We start from the raw sequence: 18180 nt of genomic DNA, 5'->3' as shown, positions 1-18180 counted from the left end.
ATTCAGCTTAGAAGCTCCTCCCTCATTTGAGTGAGGAGCTTTTTTTCGCGTCTTGACACCTGCACCTGCGTCATTCCCAGAGCCTTAGCGGTCTTTGTCTGAGTCATACCGCGGAAGTACCTAAGCTCCAGCAGAGCACGGTCGCCGTCGGGGAGCCGCGCCATTATCTGCCTCAGCGCCAGCAGGTCGGTTATGCTCTCGTCGGGAGACTCCGTGGGTATATCGGTCTGCCCCTCGTCATCGTCTCCTGCGGTGAGGGACACAGGGGGCTGACTGACGCACAGAGCCTCTGCCACGGCAGACTCGGTCTCCCCCGACAGCTCTGACAGCTCCGCGATGGTGGGCTCTCTCATCTCCCGCTGGCGGAAGTCCTCACAGATACGGCTCAGCCGCAGAGAAAGCTCCTTCAGGCTCCTGCTGACGCGGACCGCACCGCCGTCACGGAAAAGCCGCTTTATCTCACCAAGTATGACAGGTACCGCATAGGTGGAGAACTTCACTCCCCTGTCGCTGTCAAATGCCTTCACCGCCTTCAGCAGCCCTATACAGCCTGCGGAGTACAGGTCATCGTACTCGATGCCCCGCCCGCGGAAACGGTTTGCGCAGAGGTGGACAAGTCCCAGATTTTCCTCGGCAAGAGGCTTCTTTACCTCAGTCTCCATGGGCAGAGAGCCTCTTTCTCATGGTGACGGTGGTGCCCTTGCCGGGAGCGCTCCTGACGGTCAGCCTGTCCATGAAGGACTGCATGACCGAAAAGCCCAGTCCCGACCTCTCCTCCTCGGGGGCGGTGGTGAAAAGAGGCTCCATAGCCTGCTCTACGTCGGCAATGCCGCAGCCCTTGTCCCTGACCTTTATGTATATGACCCTGTCGGGCAGGAGCCGCACGGTAAGCTCGATATTTCCCTTTTTGTGCCTGTAGCCGTGGACTACCGCATTTGTCACTGCCTCCGAGACCGCCGTGCGTATATCGGACAGCTCCTCAACGGTGGGGTCTGCCTGTATCAGGAATGATGACACCACCGCCCTCGCCGCTCCCTCGTTTATCGAAAGGGAAGGCATGATGAATTTTATCTCGTTGAGTATTTCCATAGTCTTTCTCCTTTTATCTTATTCTGACGATACGCTCTATGCCTGCAAGCTTGAGCACACGGCGTATGTAAGGCTGGGGATTGCGTACCTCCAGCCTGCCGCCGCACTCCTTCATGAGCTTGCTCCTGCCCATTATGAGCCCTATGCCAGAGCTGTCCATGAAGGTGATTCCGCCGAAATCAATGGCAAGCTCCCTGGGCTGAGCGGTAACTATAAAGCGGTCCAGCTCCGTGCGGAGCTCCTTGGCGTTATGGTGGTCAATTTCACCGCTGAGCCTTGCAATTGCCGCTCCGTTCTCGGTTTTTATGTCTATTTTCATGGCCTTTCCTCCTTTTTGCTGCACATAGCAGCCTTCTCATGCCTTATGATACCACCAATGAGCTGCAAAAAATGTCGGAGACCGTCGGCGGCGGAAATTTTCAAAAGCCATTGAAAAATCAGCCGTCTGATGGTATAATAATAGTGTATGTCATCATACGGATATGGAAGACTTTCTTTTACATATCAAGGGGGAATTTTATGATACTTTACTTTTCCGCCACGGGCAACACCCGCTTCATAGCCACTGAGCTGGCAAAGAAGCTGGACGATGAGTGCATCGACCTGCTCAGCAGAATAAAAAAAGGCGACTTCTCGGAAATACGCTCCGAAAAGCCTTTTATCGTCTGTGCTCCCGTGTATATATGCGAGATGCCCCGCTTCCTCAGCAAGTACCTGAAAAAGGCACAGCTCACGGGAAGCCGCAGGGTCTACTTCATCTCCAACAGCGCAGGCTACAGCGGTATCACGGGATACCTGGCAAAGAAGCTCTTCCGCAGGAAGAAGATGGAGTTCATGGGCTATTCCGAGCTGGTTATGCCGAGAAATTACTATATCGGCCACTATCCCGTCCAGAGCGGCGAGGAGATACGCGAGCGCATACTCAACTCATACAGCAAGCTGGACGATATTGCCTCAACTATCAGAAACGGCGGAAAGCTGAAGGCGAGATACGTGTTCCTCTTTGAGAAGATAATCACGCTGCCCTTCAACCCCGTCTGGGCTAAGTACAAGATGCCCGCCAAGGACTTCTTCGCCAATGAGAAGTGCGTGGGCTGCGGCAAGTGCGAGAAGGTCTGTCCCCTGAACAATATCTCCATAACCGACAAAAAGCCCCTCTGGGGCGACAGCTGCACCCACTGCATGGCTTGTATCGGTAACTGCCCCACCGACGCCATAGAATACGGCGAGATAACAAAGGTCAAGGGCAAGTACAGCTTTGCCGACCACAGAGATGTGCTGAAGGATAAACGCTTCACCTCGGGAGCAAACTCCGGAAGCTCTCCCAAACACGACTACAGAAGGAGAAAAAATGGCTAAACAATTCTGGAAGGGCAGCACCCTTCTTGCCCCTGTGCCTGCGGCTCTTGTGACCTGCGGCACCATGGACTCACCAAACGTCCTCACCATCGGCTGGACAGGTATCGTCTGTACCCGTCCGCCCATGACGTATATATCTGTCCGCCCCGAGAGGTACTCCCACGACATCATAAAGGAGTCGGGAGAATTCGTCATAAACCTGACCACCTCCGCTATGTGCCGCGAGACCGACTTCTGCGGCGTAAAAAGCGGCAGGGACGTAAACAAGATAGAGGTCTGCGGCTTCCACACCGTACCTGCACAGAAGGTGGCGGCTCCCCTTATCGAGGAGTGTCCCGTCAGTCTTGAATGCAGGGTAACGGAATCAAAGCTTCTGGGCTCACACACAATGTTCCTTGCGGAGATAGTGGGAATAGATGCCGACGAGAAGTACCTCGACAGCAAGGGAAAGCTGAACCTCCAGCAGAGCGGACTCATGGCATTCGCCCACGGTGAATACTTCGCTGTCGGCAGGAAGCTGGGCGACTTCGGCTTCTCCGTCCGCAAGAAGAAAAAGCATCGCAAGCCCCCGAAAAACTCATGAGGAGATGTCCTCGATGAACTGCCTCAGCTCCTGCTCCGAGGAAAAATACAGCCCCTCGGCAAGCTGCTCCCTGTCCTGCTCGGAAAGCAGTGAGGGAAGCATATCCAGCAGCAGATAGGGCTTTTCATCGCCGTTTCTGAATACGGCTATCCTGCCTCCGCTCTCACGGACGAGAAAACGGGGCTCCCCCTCCTCTATGGCAGCCGCCGCCAGTCTCACCTCAGTCTTGTGTCTGCGGACAGCCTGCCCCAGTGTACACACGGTGATAAAGCCCGAGGCGGTCAGCGCCGCCACCAGTGTGAAATATATCTGTTTTGCGCTCCTGCGCGTCATAATACCACTCCTTTGCCGAAATATCCGTAAATAATATCCCCCGATTTTTCTATATTATACAAATTGCCGATTTTTTCGGAAAGGTCTTAACATTTTACCTCAAACGTGTTATAATATATAATGTATATTTATATACACAGATAAATAATATATAAATCTTTGAAAGGAGCTGCCGCCGCTGTATGGCGGTCATTCTGACAAAATGAAGGATAAAGAACTTACTCCCTCCGACGAAAAGGAGGTGCGCAGCAATCCTGCGCATAAGAAAAAGAAGAAAAAGCACAGCAAGGGCTTCATCATTTTCAAGAAGCTGATGACGGTGATCGCCACCACTCTGCTCTCGCTGCTGCTGGTCATCATCATCACGGGCACTATCGTAAGTACCGCGCTGACGGTCTACGTCCTCAACTTCATGGACGATTCCACCAGTATCACCCTTCAGCAGCTTGAATCGGGAAGCGATACCTACTTCTACAGTACCACAAAGAACGCCGCAGGCGAGGACGAGTACAAGGTTCTTCACGAGAACAAGAACAACTTCCAGCGACTTCCTGTCTCTATCGACAAGATACCCCAGCACGTCCGCAACGCCTTTGTTTATACCGAGGACGAGCGTTTCTACGTCCATGACGGTGTAGACTACAAGCGTACATTCTCCGCCTTCCTGAATATGTTCCTCCACTTCTATGATACGGAACAGGGCGGTTCGACCATCACACAGCAGCTCATCAAGAACCTGACGGGAGACAACGAGCGCTCCCCTCAGCGTAAGATACGAGAGATATTCTCCGCCATGCAGCTGGAAAAGTCCTACTCAAAGGACGAGATACTTGAGGAGTACCTCAACTACATCAGCTTCGGCGGCGCCACAAACGGAATACAGCTTGCTTCCATACGTTACTTCGGAAAGAACTCCGAGGAGCTGACTATCCCCGAGGCGGCAGTTCTGGCTGCTATCCCCAAGAGCCCTGAGGATTACGGCCCCTTTGCCTACTATCATCAGGACGACGACCTGACAAAGCCTCTGGTCATCGACGGACGCGCCAACAACAAGCCCCGTCAGGAATACGTTCTCTACAAGCTCTATGAAAACGGAGCTATCACCTATGACGAATACCAGGAGTATATCGTTACTCCCCTCATCTTCACAGACTCAGAGGAATACCTCAAGGAACACCCCGAGGCTGAGGCTCAGGAGATGGAAGACAAGCAGAAGGCTTACAGCTGGATACTCGACGCAGCCTACTTTGAGGCTCAGGAGATATTCAAGGAGAAGTTCAATATAACCGACGACGATGTGGCAAGAGCCAAGATCGACAACGGCGGCTATAAGATCTATCTCTCATACGATGAGAATATGCAGGAATATGTTGAGCAGAAATTCCTGGACATCAACAATATAGTCCCCGAATATACCGTTAGGCGCTACGCTGACCTCAAGCTTGCAAACGGAAGCTGGGGCCAGGACGGCGTCAATGAGGAGTATCTCCCCCACGTCGCCTTCGTTGCTCTGAACTATGACGGCGAGCTGCTCTGTGCAGTCGGCAACATCGGCGAAAAGACCCACTCACTGGTAACAAACTTCGCAGTTAAGGAACCCCGTCAGGTAGGTTCTACCATCAAGCCTATTTCTGGATACGCCTACGGTATCGAATCAGGCGACCTTACCTGGGGCTCAGACATCAAGGACCTGGCTGTCAAGACAGGCGATGACGGTCAGCCCTGGCCTAAGAACTACGGCGGTGCTGTGGGCGGCGGCGGAAATATAAAGACATACTACGCCCTCCAGCAGTCCTACAATACCTGCTCGGCTCAGCTGGTGGACAGATACTCGGTAGAAGAGGTATATAAGTTTGCCAAGGAAAAGCTGGGAGTAAAGCTTGCAGCAGCTGATAAGGACTACTCTCCTCTCAGCCTGGGAGCTCTCCACTACGGTATCACTGTTGAGAACCTTGTAAACGCTTACCTTCCCTATGGTAATAACGGTATCTACAATGAAGCTCACCTCATCACAAGAATAGAGGACAGCTCACAGCAGGTCATCTATCAGAACAACGGCAATCCCAGACAGGCAGTCTCCGACGAAACTGCATGGGTAATGAACCGTCTCCTCAAGAACGTTGTTGAAAACGGTACAGGTACCGCCGCAAGACTTGGCAACAAGGTAGTTTGCGGTAAGACAGGTACCACTCAGGACTGGCACGACGAAGCCTTCGTTGGTCTTACACGCGACTTTGCCAGCGGTATCACCATAGGCTATGATATAAGCGATGACAACCTCTACGTTCCTTCAGGTATATCGGCAAGCGTATGGCAGAACATCATCGGCGAATACGCAAATACCATGTACCCCGAGACAGGACGCGACTTCGAGCCCGTCAAGTCTGTCATCGAGATGCCCATGTGCCCTATTACGGGACGTATCGCTTCCCAGTACTGCGGCGGAACCATCACAGGCTACTGGAAGTCAGAGATAACAGATACCTACTCGCCTCCTTACTGTGACGGTTCACACGGCTATACTGCCCCTGCCGGCACAGGCGGAAGCTCAACAGGTACAGATACTGGCACAGGTACAGACACAGGTGCTGCCACAGGCGGCGGTGACGTAAGCGGCGGCGCAGGCGGTGCCACAGGCGGAGATGTCGGCGGCGGCGACGCAGGCGGCGGATACGTCGGAGGCGGCGATGTCAGCGGCGGCGGCGGTGACGCAGGCGGCGGATACGTCGGCGGCGGAGATGTCGGCGGCGGTGACGCAGGCGGTGCTGCCGGAGGCGGCGCAGGCGTACTCGAATACTGATAACAGGTGATAATTTGAACGATAAGATCAGACTTTGCTGTCCATGCCATTTCGGTCTGGAAAGCGTACTTAAATACGAGATACAAAAAATAGGCGGAACTGACCTGAAGGTCAGCGACGGAAAAATAAGCTTCACGGGCGACGAGAATATCCTCGCCCGTGCTAATCTCTGCCTTTCTACCGCAGAGAGAGTCCTCATCGAGCTCATAGAGTTCAAAGCAACTACCTTCGAGGAGCTTTTCCAGGGTGTGAAGGCTGTTGAGCTGGAGCGCTACATCGGTCCCGAGGACGCCTTCCCCGTAAAGGGCTATTCTCTGAATTCAGCCCTCCACAGCGTTCCCGACTGTCAGTCCATAGTGAAAAAGGCAGCCGTTGAAAGGCTCAAAGCCAAGTACGGGATAAGCTGGTTCGAGGAGACAGGTCCCACGGTGCAGATAAAGTTCAGCATTCTCAAGGACGTTGTTTCGCTATATCTTGACACCAGCGGCGTGGGACTCCACAAGCGCGGCTACAGGCGCAACTCCAATGCTGCTCCCATAAAGGAGACCCTTGCGGCAGGTATCATCGACCTTGCAAGAGTCCGCTCGGACTCAATAGTCTGCGACCCATTCTGCGGAAGCGGTACCCTCCTTATCGAGGCTGCACTGAAGGCACTGAAGATAGCTCCCGGTATCAACAGAAGATTTGCTGCCGAAAAGTGGAGCTGCTTTGACTCAAGGATCTGGCAGGAGGAGCGCAAACGCGCTATCGACAGCGTTGACAGGAGCGCAGAGTTCCACGGTATCGGCGCTGACATCGACGACGCGGCAGTTGCACTGACACTGGACAACGCCCACAAGGCAGGAATAAAGTCCAGACTGAAAATAGAACAGGCTGACATCACAAAATTCGTTCAGCCCGAAAATTCCATCGTTATCTGCAACCCTCCCTACGGCGAGAGACTCCTTGAGCTGAGAGAGGCTGAGGACATCTACCGCAAAATGGGCAGAGTCCTCGGAAAGGGCGGCAGCAGACAGAGCTACATCATCTCTCCCCACGAGGAGTTCGAGAAGTTCTTCGGCACAGAAGCCCACAAGCGCAGAAAGCTCTACAACGGCATGATAAAATGCCAGCTATATATGTACTTCTGACAAAAAAGCTCCGCCAAAAACGGAGCTTTTCCCATAGGTGATGATATGAGATATACATTGAAGCGAAGGCTTCTCCACATTTTCTTTCCCACGCGCTGTCCCGTCTGCGGAGAGCTCATAGGCGCTATGGACCGATTCTGCGCCGCCTGCACAGGCAAGCTCAGCTCCTACAAGGGCAGCTTTACCATCGATGGTGCCGCAGGCTTTACTGCCGCCTTTGACTATGACGACAGCGTGAAGCCTGCCGTATTTCTGCTGAAGGACGGCACCGACGGAAATGCCGCCTATGCTCTCGGCTCTGCCCTGGGAGAGCGGCTCCGCGCTGAGGGCACTGCAAATAACGCAGACATCATAGTTCCTGCTCCCATGTACCGCAGGGACGTTTTCCGCCGCAGCTTCAACCAGTCTCTTCTGATCGCCCGCGAAGTCGGCAGAGTCCTTGGTATCCCCGTTGAGGAGGGGGCTGTGAAAAAGATAAGGTCCACCAGAGCCCAGAAGGAGCTGGACAAGCTGAGCAGGTCGGTAAATCTTCGGGGAGCTTTCTCCGCCGACGCCCAAAAGGTAAGCGGGAAGAATATTCTCCTCATTGACGATATATGCACTACGGGCAGCACACTCCGCGAAATAACCGCCGAGCTGAATGCAAAGGGAGCTGCCTCCGTTCACTGTGCCTGCTGCTGTAAAACAAGAAAGCAAGCTCCATGAGCTAAATTTTGATTTGAGTTTAGAGTTGAGAGTTTAGAGTTGAAAGTTGTGGAGTCGCCTGCGGCGACAATATTTAAATATTGTGAGCGAAGCGAACACATTAACTCTCAACTCTCAACTTTCAACTTAGCGCATACGTGCTAAATTCTGATTTATCGAAGAAAACATAACCAAACACAATGCCCCTGAGTGCTTCCGTAACACTCAGGGGCAAAAACTATTCTTATTTCATGTGCTGTATGAACTCCTCAAGGTCATAAACGGGAGTCCCTGTGGAGTGATAGGCGTAGAAGGCAAGTATAGTCGAAGCGTCAACCGCGTCGATCTTGCTGTCGCGGTTGACGTCAGCTGCCTTGGTCTGCCTTGCATCCTTGAATGTAGAGCCCCGTCCCGAGCCCTTGGCTGCGTACTCCGCAAGAGTCTGTGAAGCATCCACGGAGTCGATACGCTTATCGTTGTTCACATCACCAAGCTTGTAGGGCGGATCCTCAAGTATGGTGATACTGCCCTTTGCAAGTCCCTTGGTGAAGATATACTCCGTCATGGCAGTTCCCTTATCGTCATACTCGAAATTGGTGAACAGCGGCTTGATGTCGCCGTATTTGGAAAGTCCCACCTCTATGTCGAACTGATCCCCCACCTTGCAGTCATCGGGCAGAGTGAAGCAAAGCTTCCACATCTCGCCGTCCTTGCCAGCGTTCTCGCTGCCTGCTGTAGTGAGAACGAGGAAATCCCCCGTATCGCCCATAGCCTGTCCTGTTGTGAGTCCCTCGATAGCGGCACCTCTCTCGGGCTCCAGAGCCTTCAGGCGATTATCGAAGTACACATAGATCAGGGTATCACTGTACAGTCCGTTGGCGCCGTCCACAGAGAGTATTATCTCCTGATCGGTTCCGTGAGAGTCCTCAAGATAGACCTGTGTGCTGCTCATTCTGAACACAGGCTTTCCCTGCTCTGCGAGTTTGGTGGTAGTAGTAGTCGTAGTGGTAGTTGTTGTCGAAGTTGTAGTAGTGGTAGTTTTGGAAGTGGTAGTTGTTGTAGTCGCTTTCTTTGCAGTCGTGGTAACAGGCTTTTGGGTGGTAGTCGCTGCCTTTGCGGTAGTGGTAGTCGCTGCCTTTACGGTAGTGGTAGTCGTTGTCACAGCTGCTGCGGTCGTGGTCGTGACCTTCACGGGAGCCTCGCCAAGAGAGTTGAACCTGTAGCCGTACTTCTCCGCGTAAAGCTCTGCCGTGGAACCGTCATAGCCTGCAATAACGCCGCTGTATGTTCCCGTTTTTCCGTCCGGACCGAGAGCATTGCAGATAGTCCTGCTGCTGTCGGCTATTTTACACTCGGCATTGTTGAACTGGATATAGGACAGCGAAGGACAACCGTCAAAGGCAAGTTCTCCTACAGACGTCACGGTCTCGGGAATATTTACCACAACTACCTGAGAGCCTGTAAAAGCCTTCTCGCCCACATCGGTGACATAAAGCCCCGATATTTTTGAAGGAATATCCACTGTGCCGTCTGCGGCAGAACCGTTGGCTGCCTCGATATGGTCGCTGTACTTGTAATATGTGATGTCTCCTGCAATAACAGTGGAATGCTCAGACGTCACCGCAGCAGATGCGGCAGGAAGAGCAGCTCCCGTTATCATGACGGCAGCTGCCGCCGAAATGAGCCTTTTAAGCTTCATAAATACCTCCGTGAAGTATGATTTTTTATCTATCCCCGATCCACACCCTCGCTCTGCAAGTCAATGCACGGTAATAACAGAATAAGCTGTAACGATACGTCTGTACGGTGTCTGAGCGTAACGATAATGGGGAGTCGAACCCCATGCCGCTCCCGGCATTGCCATACAAGATGCTTTCCTTTCGGAAAGGCTTTTTCTGCATTCGCCCTTGTGGAGCTACACCGATAAAGCTCAAAGAAGCTCTGTGGACCAGTTAAGTGACTGTATGGTGTTGTCAGTAATGCGTAGCTCCTTTGACATATCGTCGATCTGCTTCTGGAGCTTCTTTACGTCAACGGTGCTGAGTATCTTTATCTCGGTCATGCGGGCGCGTCTTGCGGTCTGACTGGCATTGGCGACAAGATCCTTGTATACCGAGATCTTCACCCTGAGGGCGTCCTTTCTTGCGATGAGCTCGGTGATGGTCCTTCCGTCGGAGACTGTTGCGCAGTTGGTGCGGTTTATGCGGTGCATGAGCTCCTCAAGGCGCTCAACGGAGCTGTCAAGCTCCCTGATAAGAGCCTTGGGATCCTCCGCAGGCTTCTCGTTTTCCTGAACTATGGCGTTGTTTACAAGTCTCGCCCTTAGCTGCTCGATATTGCGGTTGAGGTCAGCTCTTTCCTGTAATGCTTCTGCAAGCTTCATATGTATCCTCCTTACGAGCGTTTTGCTCTGTTGTCGTTGTAATCGTAAAACATTTCGTCCATGAGCTTATCGTACTCGCTGCTGTCGCCGAAAGCCGCCTTCAGAAGGGCTCCTGCGTTTTTGAAAGCAAGCCTGAAGTACAGCCAGTCACCCATATCATCATACTTCCGCGTGGAGTTGATAAGGTGATTCCGCCTGAGACAGCCATAGCGCTTCCCCTGCCTTTTGCCGTAGGCTCTCAGCGCCTTTGCTGTAGCGATGTCCTCGCCCGCCTTTTTCTCCGCAAAGCCGCCTATGGCGTCGAAGGTGCGCTTCTCAGCCCAGAATATGCCGCAGTACAGCCCCGTAAGCCCGAAGCCTGCCCGGCACATAAGGTCATTGAGCCGCAGGGCAAGGGAGTATCTCTCAAAACGCAGAGGCGCTCCGCCGCCGATATACCTGCCGCTGTTCAGCATTCCCAGCACCTCGCGGATAGTGCCCTCGGTCATGCGGTTGTCGCAGTCAATGGTCATGATGACCTTTCCCCTCGCCGCAGCAATACCTGCATTCCGCACAGTTGCGATGCAGCGGCTCTCGTCGGTGACTACGCGGGCGCCCCTTGCCTCTGCAAGCTCGGCAGTACGGTCGGTACACCTGTTGCAGACCACTATGACCTCAACTCCGCATTTCACCTGCGAAGCCGCCTGTTTTACGGACCCGATGCACCGCTCGACGTACTTCTCCTCGTTATGTGCAGGCACTATCACCGATACCTTTATCTCCTCTGCCACAAGCGCCCTCCTTCCCGAAGGTCATTTAAGTCCCTTAAATTATATCACTTTTCCACTCTGCGGTCAATAGAATCGGCTCCTTTATACTATTATAAAAGAAAATTTCAGTTTTTTCGCGAAAAATGCTTGACTTTTCGGTTTATGTATGTTATAATTTTAGTACCTCGTTGGGGGTTTATTTTTTTGTCCCCGTGCGAGGGAGGCAAACAACCTACCTTCGGTAACGAAGGAAGTACTAATTCAGGAGGTGCCGATATGAGAGTAAAGGTTACTTTAGCTTGCACAGAGTGCAAACAGCGCAACTATGTTTCCAAGAAGAACAAGAAGAACGACCCTGACAGAATTGAAATGATGAAGCATTGCAAGTTCTGCAGAAAGCATACTCTTCACAAGGAAACAAAGTAATCGGAAGGGGTATTTTTATGGCTAAGAATACATCTTCAAAAAAGGAGAAGTCCGAGAAGAAACAGGGCAACAAGATTGTCAAGTGGTTCAAGGACCTCAGAATCGAATTCAAGAAAGTGGTTTGGCCGACCAAGAAGACTGTCATCAACAACACATCCGTTGTTCTCGGCGTTATCGTCGCTTCAGCGGTCATGGTAGGTCTTTTCGATCAGGGCGCTCTTGCCCTTATGCGTCTCATTTACAACGCAGGCTAATTCTATAGGAGATCAGGAGGATCATTATGTCAGAAGCAGCAAAGTGGTATGTTATCCACACATATTCAGGCTATGAAAATAAGGTAGCTCAGAATATTGAAAAGGTTGTAGAAAACCGTAAGCTTCATGAACTTATCCAAGAGGTCAGAGTTCCTACCGAAATGGCAACAGAGATCACCGACGGCAAAACCAAAGAAGTAGAACGCAAGACCTATCCGGGCTACGTTCTCGTTAAGATGATCATGAACGACGATTCATGGTACGTAGTAAGAAATACCAGAGGCTGTACAGGCTTCGTCGGCCCCGCTTCAGAGCCTACTCCCCTTTCAGAAGAGGAAGTTCAGAAGCTCTTCGGCGTTGAGGTTTCTTCCGTTTCGGTAAACTTCAAGGTGGGCGACAGCGTCCGTATCTCAGGTACCGCTATGGACGGATTTATCGGTGTCGTTCAGAACATCAATCTCGACGATCGTTCAGTAGACCTTCTCGTCTCAATGTTCGGTCGTGAAACCCCCACTACATTGCCTATCAATCAGGTAATCAAGGTGGAGGATTAGTTCAGGTCAAAAGAAACCCGCAAGGTATGGGTTTCCGTGGGAGAGGTAAAATAATTCTTGCCTCGCCATTTACCACATTTATGGAGGTGCGAATACATGGCACAGAAAGTAGTTGGCTACATTAAGCTTCAGATCGCAGCAGGAAAGGCTACTCCTGCCCCCCCTGTTGGTCCTGCACTGGGTCAGCACGGCGTAAACATCATGGCATTCACAAAGGAATTCAACGAGAGGACCAAGAACGACATCGGAATGATCATTCCTGTTGTTATCACTGTTTATGCAGACCGTTCATTCTCGTTCATCACAAAGACTCCCCCTGCAGCAGTCCTCATCAAGAAGGCTTGCAACATCAACAGCGGTTCGGGAGTTCCCAATAAGACTAAGGTCGCTAACATCACAAAGGAACAGGTTCAGAAGATAGCTGAGACAAAGATGCCTGACCTCAATGCAGGTTCTCTTGAAGCAGCTATGAGCATGATCGCTGGTACAGCTCGCTCAATGGGCGTTGTAGTTGTTGACTAATCAATTTTTTGAATGATGAAGTGGGGAGCTATTCCCCGTTCGGAGTTCTATTGGTGGGAGGAAAATTCCGCTAATCGGGTAAGCTATAAGCTCCCGGTATTACCACTTAAATAGGAGGAAATATAATGAAACACGGCAAAAAATATGTTGACAGCGCAAAGGCTGTTGATTATGCAAAGCAGTACGAGTCCGCAGAGGCTCTTGACTTAGTATGCAAGAACGCAAAGGCTAAGTTTGATGAAACTATTGAGGCACACATCCGTCTCGGCGTTGACTCAAGACACGCTGACCAGCAGGTAAGAGGCGCTGTTGTACTTCCTAACGGTACAGGTAAGACTGTTCGTGTATGCGTATTCTGCAAGGAAGACAAGTATGAGGCAGCTCAGGCTGCAGGCGCTGAGTACGTTGGCGGTCAGGACCTCGTTGACAAGATCATGAAGGAAAACTGGATGGACTTCGACGTTGTTGTTGCTTCACCTGACATGATGGGTCTCGTTGGTCGTCTCGGTAAGGTCCTCGGTCCCCGCGGACTTATGCCTAACCCCAAGGCCGGTACAGTAACTCCCGATGTTGCTAAGGCTGTAACAGAGGCTAAGGCTGGTAAGATCGAGTATCGTCTCGACAAGACCAACATTATCCACTGCCCTATCGGTAAGGCTTCATTCGGTGCTGCTAAGCTTGAGGAGAACTTCAATACTCTTATGGAAGCAGTTGTTAAGGCTAAGCCTGCTGCTGCTAAGGGTACTTACCTCAAGAGCTGCACAGTTACTTCAACAATGGGCCCCGGAGTTCCCGTTGCTACAGCTAAGTACGGTGTCTGATCACTGAATAATAAAGCTAAAGGCTTCACAGAAATGTGAAGCCTTTTTGTTATTGTGGTTTGAAAAGTGCGCCTGTGCCGTTCTGGGCTATCTTTTTGAAAGCCTCCTTCATTACCGCCTGCTGCTCGGGGCGAAGCTTTGAGATTGCCTTGATTATGGCAGGGTAAGAGCTCAGCTTGGTCAGCTCCTTCAGTGTCTCCTTATCGGGAGCCTTCAGTATCTCGAACAGCGAGTCTGTAAAGATCTCTCTTTCGGTGTCGCTGAAGTCAGAGAGCATTCCCGAGATCGCCTTGTTTATAACGTCACCAGATTTTTTGAGCCTGTCCGCAGGCATGAACCTGTTGCGGCGCAGCTCCCAGTAATAAGCGTAGTGCTGCTTTATACCGTTGACCGATGTCTTTACTATCCTGGGGTCAGTACCGCTTCCCAGAAGCATTCCCACTATGGAAGCCTCTGGTATATAGCACCTTATCCTCGGCAGCATATGCTGATAGACCTCCGATTCCAGGATCTCGTCTCGAAATCCGGGGCCATCGTAAGAGTAGATGTTGGTTATCCTTCGCCTTACACACTCATCGCAGAAAAGTGAGCTGTATACCGCGGAATTGCCGCCCTTGGAGTGTCCGCCCAGCCGCACGGGATAGTCCCCGTCCGAAAAAGCCTCGTTGATATAGGCGATAGCGCGTTCCTGACCGGCAGTCTGCTGCATATAGCTGAGGTTAAAGTCCTCCTTCCAGCCAACCACAGTGCCGTCGGTACCGCGGAAAGCCGCGAAGCTGCTGCCGTCGTCAAGGCGATAGGTCAGGGCTGAGAATTGCATATCCTCGGTATGCTCGGTATCGCTTACATAGCCGCACAGAGCTGTCCCACGGAACCGTCTGGACTCCGCCAGCCTTCGGAAAAGCAGATTATCCTGCTCAAAGGTAAGTATTCTTTGCTTGATGTTAACTGTCTCGGGGTCGTATTTACGATAGGCTTCTGCGAAGGAAACACTTTCATTAAAGCTTTCGGGGACAACGCCGTCCAGAATTACATAGCAGAACTGGGACAGGATTAGGCCGTCCACCTCGTTGAAGGGGTCGGCTGAAAAGGGCACATCGCCCCGCCAGTCCATATAGTCAAGAATATTAGCCAGAATATCCCCTCCTTTTATAAAGCAAAGCGGCGCCGAAGCGCCGCTTTATTATTCATAATCAGTGATTATGCGTTAGGATTGAGTGTAGGTCTTGTGTGGAGGAGGAACTCCTGGATAAAGAGTGCATCGTTAGCAGTCAGACCTGCAGTTGCCTTATCAACGTCACCGTTGATCTTACCCTGATCCTTAAGGTGCTTGCTGTCGCTGCCCTGGAGACCATACTTGTCGGGGTTAGCGAGAGCCTGCATGATGAGGATAGCGTCAGCCAGCTCAACCTTGCCGTCGCAGTTTGTATCGCCCCAGAGTACATCTGTAACAGGTGCTGTTGTAGTTGTAGTTACAACCTGAGGTGTAGTTGTTGTGGTTGTAATAACAGAAGGAGTCTTTCCAAATTCAGGAGCCTCATCATCGAAGAATGACATAGCCCATGCGAAAGGAGCGTTCCAGTTGATAGTAACCTCGTTTACAGACCAAGCCTCGATGGAGTCAACGAAGCACTTCTGTGAAGCAACTTCACCGTGCTTATAGCCGAGACCGCCAACATAAGGATCCTGGAGGCCTGCGCCGCAACCACCTGACATAACTCCTGAAGGAGCCATCGGGAAGTCGTGGTCAAGCTCGTAAGACCAGTATCTGTGGTGAGGATTCTCAGAGTGATATGTACCGTAGCCGGTAACGAATGAGAAGCCAAGACCGTTACGTCCGAAGATGTAGTCGAGAGCTGAGATCATACCGTTAGCATACTTCATATCGTTGTTAGATACGTCGTAAGCATAACCCATTACGATAGCATTGTTGATTACGAATGAGTTTGAACCCCACTCATAACCCTCAACCTTGACACCAGGTCCGAGGTTGATCGGATCTTCAAACTCAGTTCCCTTGTAAGGAATACCCATACCGTTCTTAGAACTGTTCTCGAAGTCGATGTATGTATCAGCTGCTCTCTTGATGTTCTCCTCGATTGTTGCCTTATCAGCAGCAGTTGTCTTATCGCTGAGGAGGAGTGACAGAGTACCCAGACCGGCTGTACAACCCCAGTTGAATGAGCTGAATGAACCGTTGTTCTCACCGCCGCCGAGGCTGCAAGTGATGTCGAAAGCCTTATCGTGGCCGTCGCCCTCGTGGATGTTCTTATAATCCTTGAGGAAGTTGTAGTACTCGTCATCACCTGTTGTTGAGAAGAGCTCACAAGCTGCCCAGTAAGCATCGTCGTCTACGTATGTATCACCGTAGCCGCCGCCGCCGATAGCCTGATCGAGAGGAGCGAACTGAGGATCCGTCTCCCAAGCATCCTTGCCGTTGTCTACGCCGTGCCACTTTTTCTCCTTAGCCATTACAGCCTTCCATGAAGTCTCAGCCTTCTCGAGACACTCTGCAGCAAATGCGTCATCGTATCCCTTCCACAGACGTGCAGCCTGTGCAGCACAAGCGATCATATTGAATGTAGCAGCATACGTAGGAGGCTTAACTATACGAGTTGTGCCCCACTCGTCTGCGTAATCAACAGGTGTAGTAGCAAGACCTGTCCACTTGTGGTCGTGCATCTTGTGGTATACAAGGCCTACGCAGTCCTTCCAAGCTGAATCCTTAGAAGTAACGATCATGTTGAACATCCACTCGAGCTCAACTCTTGCTTCATCAAGAACGTCAGGTGAACCTGTACCGTCAAACTTGATATTACCTACGCTGTAGCTCTGAGGAATAGACATTGTCTTATCATCAGCCCACTTAGAGTCTGTACCCTGAGCCTTTGATCTCTCATACATATTCTGGAGAGTCCATACAGAGATACCGCCGTTAACAACGTACTTACCGTGGTCACCGGCATCGTACCAACCGCCTACGCAGTCGATCTGATAGTCCTTATCTCCGTCGAATTCCTGACCATAAGCTCTTACCCACTTAGACTGTACATAAGCCATATCTGAAGGTGCGTGACCGCCTGCATGTGCGAGCTTGGACTTCTTGTCCTTAGGATTGTAAGAAGTGATGTACTTCTCCTCGATAGCCATACCTGAACGGTTCTGATAGTAATAGTTCATAGCGTCCTTGAGGATGCCGTTATATGTATCACCATCACCGATCTTGAACTCGTGGCTGATATACTTCTTATAAGTCTCGTTTGTCTTCTTGTTGAGGTAAGTATTTGAAGTATCGTCTACTTCGATAGTATATGTGCCGGGCTCGTCAACTGATGAGAAGTCGAGGATCTGGCAGTAGTCGCCTGCATCCTTATCGAAGCCAATGGGAGTACCCTTGCCCTCGAATACAGTTGTGCCGCCCTTCTTAACTGAGAAGCTTACAGGAGAAGAGATCTCCTTGCTTGTAGCATAAGTAGCCTTCTTGTCAGCGCCCTTGAAGTAACCAACCTGGTTGATTCTTACGTCGCTTCTGGGAGTGATAACGCCCAGCTCGTTTGTAGGATCCCAGAGGCAGGGTGTCTCTTTTGCGCTCACGAATTTAGAACCACAAGTCTCGCAATCGAGAGTCATGTTATCGAACTTCAGAGTTGTTCCCTCAGGGAAACAATCCTTGGGCTGGTATGAACCGGCACCACCATAGTGGAATGCCCACTCAGCAACTTCCAGAGTCTTTGAAGCTGTGAAAGAGCTGTCGAAGCTGTTCTTACCGGATGAGATGGAAACGTTTGTCCAACCCTGATCCCACTTCTCAGCGTTGTTCTGCCATACACCGTTTACACCGTCAAGAGGTGCGATATGAGTGTGGAGCTCACCGGCCTCTGAAGCATCAACTTCCCAGTGGATTGTGTACTTATGACCTGACTCGATGTGGAGACTTCTGTGTCTGAACTGACAGTCCCATCTGGAGTCACCGCCGCGCTGCTTTCCGCCGGGGTTAACGATAGTACAGTTATATGTACCACCTGAGATATCGAACTTCTGCTCTGCGGGGTTTGTTACGCAAATATGCCAAGGAAGACCGATTCCTTCATCGAAGTCGTTCTGTCCAAGACAGTTACCTGCTGCTGCGCTCATAGGAATGAGAGCTGCAACACTTGAAGCAACCATTGAAGCTGCCATCAGGCTGCTTGTGACTGCTTTTGCAATTTTCTTGTGCATTTGAATACCCTCCCTGATTTTTTAAATATAAATTTATAACGCAATGCCAGTGCAAACATCGCGGTTATACCGTGTTTTTTGAGCGATGAGCTCGGTGTCCGAACAGAACCTGCACTAATCCTAACTCATCAATCATATTATATTATATCGCGAAAAAAAAGTAAATAGTTTTCTGGAAATTCGTTCATTTTCCTAATGGCAAGTAAGCATAATTGTGCAGATTGACAAAAAGCTAAAAAAAATAAGAGGAAACGAATTTCCTCTTATTTCTTATT

At 51.1% G+C, this 18180-nt stretch carries 19 protein-coding genes; 10 read left to right on the top strand and 9 right to left on the bottom strand.

Going from position 1 to position 18180, the window contains the following annotated elements:
* Positions 1 to 2: 2 nt before the first annotated feature.
* Genes T488_RS0111085 through T488_RS0111075 form a run of 3 tightly spaced genes read right to left on the bottom strand, consistent with a single transcriptional unit; the run spans position 3 to position 1408 of the window.
* Positions 3 to 662 carry a sigma-70 family RNA polymerase sigma factor gene (locus T488_RS0111085; RefSeq protein WP_028520861.1) on the bottom strand — a complete coding sequence of 220 codons (660 nt, stop codon included), beginning with the start codon at positions 660 to 662 and terminating at the stop codon, positions 3 to 5.
* Positions 652 to 1089 carry an anti-sigma F factor gene (gene spoIIAB / locus T488_RS0111080; protein WP_028520860.1) on the bottom strand — a complete coding sequence of 146 codons (438 nt, stop codon included), beginning with the start codon at positions 1087 to 1089 and terminating at the stop codon, positions 652 to 654. The genes T488_RS0111085 and spoIIAB overlap by 11 nt, the downstream gene beginning before the upstream one ends.
* A gap of 13 nt (positions 1090 to 1102) precedes the next feature.
* Positions 1103 to 1408: an STAS domain-containing protein gene (locus T488_RS0111075; RefSeq protein WP_028520859.1), complete on the bottom strand. Its 306-nt coding sequence runs from the start codon at positions 1406 to 1408 to the stop codon at positions 1103 to 1105.
* Between the two features lie 200 nt (positions 1409 to 1608).
* On the opposite strand from T488_RS0111075, the gene T488_RS0111070 reads away from it, so the two are divergent.
* Both T488_RS0111070 and T488_RS0111065 read left to right on the top strand, forming a co-directional pair.
* Positions 1609 to 2448, top strand: coding sequence for an EFR1 family ferrodoxin (locus T488_RS0111070; RefSeq protein ID WP_028520858.1), 840 nt, complete (start codon positions 1609 to 1611; stop codon positions 2446 to 2448).
* The gene (locus tag T488_RS0111065) at positions 2441 to 3031 is read left to right on the top strand and encodes a flavin reductase family protein (protein WP_028520857.1); all 591 of its coding nucleotides are present in this window, start codon (positions 2441 to 2443) and stop codon (positions 3029 to 3031) included. Before T488_RS0111070 ends, T488_RS0111065 begins: the two co-directional genes overlap by 8 nt.
* Here T488_RS0111065 and T488_RS0111060 read toward each other — a convergent pair.
* The gene (locus tag T488_RS0111060) at positions 3026 to 3364 is read right to left on the bottom strand and encodes a hypothetical protein (RefSeq protein WP_028520856.1); all 339 of its coding nucleotides are present in this window, start codon (positions 3362 to 3364) and stop codon (positions 3026 to 3028) included. The genes T488_RS0111065 and T488_RS0111060 overlap by 6 nt on opposite strands.
* 202 nt (positions 3365 to 3566) lie before the next feature.
* Between T488_RS0111060 and T488_RS18850 the strand changes: the two genes are divergently transcribed.
* The 3 genes from T488_RS18850 to T488_RS0111045 are packed head-to-tail and all read left to right on the top strand — an operon-like array spanning position 3567 to position 7999.
* Positions 3567 to 6164, top strand: a complete 2598-nt coding sequence (locus T488_RS18850; protein WP_028520855.1) for a transglycosylase domain-containing protein — start codon at positions 3567 to 3569, stop codon at positions 6162 to 6164.
* 14 nt (positions 6165 to 6178) lie between these two features.
* A complete protein-coding gene (locus tag T488_RS0111050) occupies positions 6179 to 7294 on the top strand; it encodes a THUMP domain-containing class I SAM-dependent RNA methyltransferase (protein ID WP_196243305.1) in 1116 nt (371 codons plus the stop codon).
* A gap of 45 nt (positions 7295 to 7339) precedes the next feature.
* Complete coding sequence (locus tag T488_RS0111045) at positions 7340 to 7999, top strand: ComF family protein (RefSeq protein WP_028520853.1); 660 nt, start codon at positions 7340 to 7342, stop codon at positions 7997 to 7999.
* A gap of 223 nt (positions 8000 to 8222) precedes the next feature.
* Here the strand turns inward: T488_RS0111045 and T488_RS19615 are convergent, their stop codons facing one another.
* The 3 genes from T488_RS19615 to T488_RS0111030 form a co-directional block, all read right to left on the bottom strand.
* The gene (locus tag T488_RS19615) at positions 8223 to 9677 is read right to left on the bottom strand and encodes a dockerin type I domain-containing protein (RefSeq protein ID WP_028520852.1); all 1455 of its coding nucleotides are present in this window, start codon (positions 9675 to 9677) and stop codon (positions 8223 to 8225) included.
* A gap of 231 nt (positions 9678 to 9908) precedes the next feature.
* The gene (locus T488_RS0111035; RefSeq protein ID WP_028520851.1) at positions 9909 to 10361 is read right to left on the bottom strand and encodes a DIP1984 family protein; all 453 of its coding nucleotides are present in this window, start codon (positions 10359 to 10361) and stop codon (positions 9909 to 9911) included.
* An 11-nt stretch (positions 10362 to 10372) separates the two neighbouring features.
* A complete protein-coding gene (locus T488_RS0111030) occupies positions 10373 to 11131 on the bottom strand; it encodes a glycosyltransferase (protein WP_028520850.1) in 759 nt (252 codons plus the stop codon).
* A 255-nt stretch (positions 11132 to 11386) separates the two neighbouring features.
* Here T488_RS0111030 and rpmG point away from each other — a divergent pair, with 255 nt between their 5' ends.
* The 5 genes from rpmG (at position 11387) to rplA (ending at position 13687) form a co-directional block, all read left to right on the top strand.
* Positions 11387 to 11536 (top strand): 50S ribosomal protein L33, encoded by a 150-nt coding sequence (rpmG, locus tag T488_RS0111025; RefSeq protein ID WP_009984160.1) that lies wholly within the window; start codon positions 11387 to 11389, stop codon positions 11534 to 11536.
* Positions 11537 to 11553: 17 nt separating this feature from the next.
* The gene (secE, locus tag T488_RS0111020; RefSeq protein WP_028520849.1) at positions 11554 to 11790 is read left to right on the top strand and encodes a preprotein translocase subunit SecE; all 237 of its coding nucleotides are present in this window, start codon (positions 11554 to 11556) and stop codon (positions 11788 to 11790) included.
* 26 nt (positions 11791 to 11816) lie between these two features.
* On the top strand, positions 11817 to 12344 hold the full coding sequence (gene nusG, locus T488_RS0111015) for a transcription termination/antitermination protein NusG (protein WP_028520848.1): 528 nt from the start codon (positions 11817 to 11819) through the stop codon (positions 12342 to 12344).
* A 96-nt stretch (positions 12345 to 12440) separates the two neighbouring features.
* The gene (gene rplK / locus T488_RS0111010; RefSeq protein ID WP_019680811.1) at positions 12441 to 12866 is read left to right on the top strand and encodes a 50S ribosomal protein L11; all 426 of its coding nucleotides are present in this window, start codon (positions 12441 to 12443) and stop codon (positions 12864 to 12866) included.
* A 125-nt stretch (positions 12867 to 12991) separates the two neighbouring features.
* The gene (gene rplA, locus T488_RS0111005; protein WP_028520847.1) at positions 12992 to 13687 is read left to right on the top strand and encodes a 50S ribosomal protein L1; all 696 of its coding nucleotides are present in this window, start codon (positions 12992 to 12994) and stop codon (positions 13685 to 13687) included.
* 49 nt (positions 13688 to 13736) lie between these two features.
* Here rplA and T488_RS17705 read toward each other — a convergent pair whose 3' ends face one another.
* Together T488_RS17705 and T488_RS17700 are read right to left on the bottom strand one after the other, a co-directional pair.
* Entirely contained in the window at positions 13737 to 14801 is a 1065-nt protein-coding gene (locus T488_RS17705) for an Mbeg1-like protein (RefSeq protein ID WP_051536428.1), read from the bottom strand.
* 86 nt (positions 14802 to 14887) lie between these two features.
* Positions 14888 to 17905: a glycoside hydrolase family 9 protein gene (locus T488_RS17700; RefSeq protein ID WP_051536427.1), complete on the bottom strand. Its 3018-nt coding sequence runs from the start codon at positions 17903 to 17905 to the stop codon at positions 14888 to 14890.
* Positions 17906 to 18180: the final 275 nt, after the last annotated feature.

Origin of the sequence: Ruminococcus flavefaciens ND2009 (genome assembly GCF_000621785.1) — a bacterium.
In the GTDB taxonomy this organism is placed as follows: Bacteria; Bacillota; Clostridia; order Oscillospirales; family Ruminococcaceae; genus Ruminococcus; species Ruminococcus flavefaciens_C.
The sequence above is the reverse complement of the archived record's forward strand: the minus strand, read 5'-3'. Positions and strand labels throughout refer to the sequence as shown.

Bases quoted from the DNA above. Each gene is read 5' to 3' on its own strand.
- T488_RS0111085 (WP_028520861.1), bottom strand. From the start codon at position 662: ATGGAGACTGAGGTAAAGAAGCCTCTTGCCGAGGAAAATCTGGGACTT.
- spoIIAB (WP_028520860.1), bottom strand. From the start codon at position 1,089: ATGGAAATACTCAACGAGATAAAATTCATCATGCCTTCCCTTTCGATA.
- T488_RS0111075 (WP_028520859.1), bottom strand. From the start codon at position 1,408: ATGAAAATAGACATAAAAACCGAGAACGGAGCGGCAATTGCAAGGCTC.
- T488_RS0111070 (WP_028520858.1), top strand. From the start codon at position 1,609: ATGATACTTTACTTTTCCGCCACGGGCAACACCCGCTTCATAGCCACT.
- T488_RS0111065 (WP_028520857.1), top strand. From the start codon at position 2,441: ATGGCTAAACAATTCTGGAAGGGCAGCACCCTTCTTGCCCCTGTGCCT.
- T488_RS0111060 (WP_028520856.1), bottom strand. From the start codon at position 3,364: ATGACGCGCAGGAGCGCAAAACAGATATATTTCACACTGGTGGCGGCG.
- T488_RS18850 (WP_028520855.1), top strand. From the start codon at position 3,567: ATGAAGGATAAAGAACTTACTCCCTCCGACGAAAAGGAGGTGCGCAGC.
- T488_RS0111045 (WP_028520853.1), top strand. From the start codon at position 7,340: ATGAGATATACATTGAAGCGAAGGCTTCTCCACATTTTCTTTCCCACG.
- T488_RS19615 (WP_028520852.1), bottom strand. From the start codon at position 9,677: ATGAAGCTTAAAAGGCTCATTTCGGCGGCAGCTGCCGTCATGATAACG.
- T488_RS0111035 (WP_028520851.1), bottom strand. From the start codon at position 10,361: ATGAAGCTTGCAGAAGCATTACAGGAAAGAGCTGACCTCAACCGCAAT.
- rpmG (WP_009984160.1), top strand. From the start codon at position 11,387: ATGAGAGTAAAGGTTACTTTAGCTTGCACAGAGTGCAAACAGCGCAAC.
- secE (WP_028520849.1), top strand. From the start codon at position 11,554: ATGGCTAAGAATACATCTTCAAAAAAGGAGAAGTCCGAGAAGAAACAG.
- nusG (WP_028520848.1), top strand. From the start codon at position 11,817: ATGTCAGAAGCAGCAAAGTGGTATGTTATCCACACATATTCAGGCTAT.
- rplK (WP_019680811.1), top strand. From the start codon at position 12,441: ATGGCACAGAAAGTAGTTGGCTACATTAAGCTTCAGATCGCAGCAGGA.
- rplA (WP_028520847.1), top strand. From the start codon at position 12,992: ATGAAACACGGCAAAAAATATGTTGACAGCGCAAAGGCTGTTGATTAT.
- T488_RS17705 (WP_051536428.1), bottom strand. From the start codon at position 14,801: ATGGACTGGCGGGGCGATGTGCCCTTTTCAGCCGACCCCTTCAACGAG.
- T488_RS17700 (WP_051536427.1), bottom strand. From the start codon at position 17,905: ATGCACAAGAAAATTGCAAAAGCAGTCACAAGCAGCCTGATGGCAGCT.